The organism is Ferroglobus sp. (assembly GCF_015521575.1).
Classification (GTDB): domain Archaea; phylum Halobacteriota; class Archaeoglobi; order Archaeoglobales; family Archaeoglobaceae; genus Ferroglobus.
This window is the reverse complement of sequence record NZ_WANY01000251.1, coordinates 1-2,080: the sequence shown is the minus strand read 5'-3', so window position 1 is coordinate 2,080 and position 2,080 is coordinate 1. Positions and strand designations below refer to the sequence as shown.

Annotated in this window: 2 protein-coding genes; one reads left to right on the top strand and one right to left on the bottom strand. The window is 41.6% G+C overall.

The window, feature by feature from the left end:
• The coding region (locus tag F7C14_RS10130; RefSeq protein WP_290902513.1) for a CARDB domain-containing protein at positions 1-1,453 on the bottom strand (1,453 nt) is incomplete at its 3' end.
• Between the two features lie 118 nt (positions 1,454-1,571).
• On the opposite strand from F7C14_RS10130, the gene F7C14_RS10125 reads away from it, so the two are divergent.
• On the top strand, positions 1,572-2,080 hold a 509-nt coding region (locus F7C14_RS10125; RefSeq protein ID WP_290902511.1), incomplete at its 3' end, for a hypothetical protein.

The window sequence follows — 2,080 nt, the reverse complement described above, 5'->3', positions numbered from 1 at the left end:
CCGTTACAGATTCGAAGAAAAGATTCTTCATCGCATCTCTTATCGATTGATACGGATTGAGGTAATCCAAATACTCGCCGTTGTATCCGAGCAGCGACGACATTACAACGATAAGAATCGGATTTTCCACAAGCATGTGGTTGTTCGGATCAGCCAGATTACCTTCTCTTGGCAATGATTCTTTGTAGTTGTAAACGTGGTATATGTAGACTTTCCACCTTATTTCTTTTGCAATCTCAGCCAATCTGTTTTCGATCATGCGGTAATGTGTTTTATTTGTCTTGTAGAGATATTCTCTGAGGAAGTCGAAAGCCAAAGCGTAGTATAAAGCATTCTTCTCAGCTCTCAGGTATATGTGTTCGGTTCCTCCGTAAATAGTCTTTCCTTCCACCTCCTTTCCAGCCGTTAAAAGAGCTTCAGTTGCCTTTTTAGCGTATCTTTCATCTCCAGTCAATAGGTAGGCAAATGCGAGAGCCAATATCTTTCTACCCTTGTAAGAAGCGTAGGTTAGATCGTCGTCAAGGTAGGAATTCGCTCTTCCTATGAGAAACTTCCTCCAACTCTTGTAAGGTTCGACATCCTTGTATTTTACAATCGGAATCTGCGAAACGTCGCTGAAAAGCATGTACGGATGAGCAGGAACAAGGAACCTCACAGCCCGGTTGTTCTCCTCAAGGACATCTTCAGGAGAGACTACCCTAACTTCGACCTTCACGATGCCATCTCTGTAATCATAAACTCCAAGTGTCTTTCTAACGCTCCCACCAGCGGGAACAGAGAAACTTTCCGTTTCACCAACCTTTTCGTCGTTTATCCAGAGTTCAAGCTTCACGTTTTTTGCATCCAAACTTCCAACGTTTCTGACCTCTGCAGAAATGGTCACCGATGTTGGTTTGCTGTAAGGAGTTTCCGGATCGAAAGCGATGTAAGACGGCTTTACCTCAAGTTCCGGTGCATCGGTAATCGGCTGAGAGATAAATTCCGCATAACTTCCGCTTTTTCTCTCGTTGTTGACCTCTATGAAAACAAGCCTCTTTTCTCTACCGAAAATCTTTTTCGCTTTTATTCCGCTGTCGGGCGGATTCACGTTGATCTGCCACGGAGCCACTCTTAACTGGGAGCCATTTTTCGTCACCGTGACGTTGTCAAGAAGAATCCATCCTCCGCCAGCGAGACTGACGTACCTTATCTTCACCCTTTTACCGTAGGCATCCCCCAAATCCACCACGACGTGCATCGGATCTACTGGAGGTGCTCTTCCACCGCTCCTCGGGAAGTCGGTAGCTCTAAACGTCTTTATTAACTGGTCTTCGAGGTAAATCTCCAGCTTCGCTGTCGTCGGATACCAGTAGCCTTTAATATCGAAAGACAATTCATAGTTCTGAGCAGTGACTGGCTGGAATAGTAAACCTATCAGAAGAATTAACCCCACTAAGGTCAGGTCCCATCTCATGATAATAGTTGTAATGGTGAGTAAAAAAGCTTTTCTATTGCTTTTCTGAGATATAAAACTTCCGTTAAACATTTATACCACTTTGTTTATCTGTTAGGTTTAACTGAGGTTACCTTCCATGAAAATTGATAGCATAAGAAAAATCGTAAATATAAAAGATCCAAACGTTGACGTATTTGCAATTTTACTAATCATTCTGACTTTCATCGGGTTTGTAATTCCCACGATATACCTCTACATTCCCCACGGAACTGACTCCTACTCCCACATCTTTTACACAAAAATTTTTTATGAAACCAATTCTATTGATGAATTCTACAATAAATTGCAAAACGACTACTTTACGAAAACGAGCTATCCCTTTGGTTTCAGACTCTTCAGCTCGCTTGTGATGAAAATTTCTTCGATCGACGCTTTTTCCCTCTCAATTTTACAGCCTCTAATCATCCTTGCATTTTCAGCGTTACTATATTTTATATACTCAAGAGAGATGATCGAAGAAAAAGATCCGAAAATTCATTCTCTTTCCGTACTTTTTATGCTAAGTATGCCGGTGATAACGATCGGGATACTAAACTTTGAAACGGACTCTTTCATGTTTCCTTTTATAATTCTAATTTTCACTCT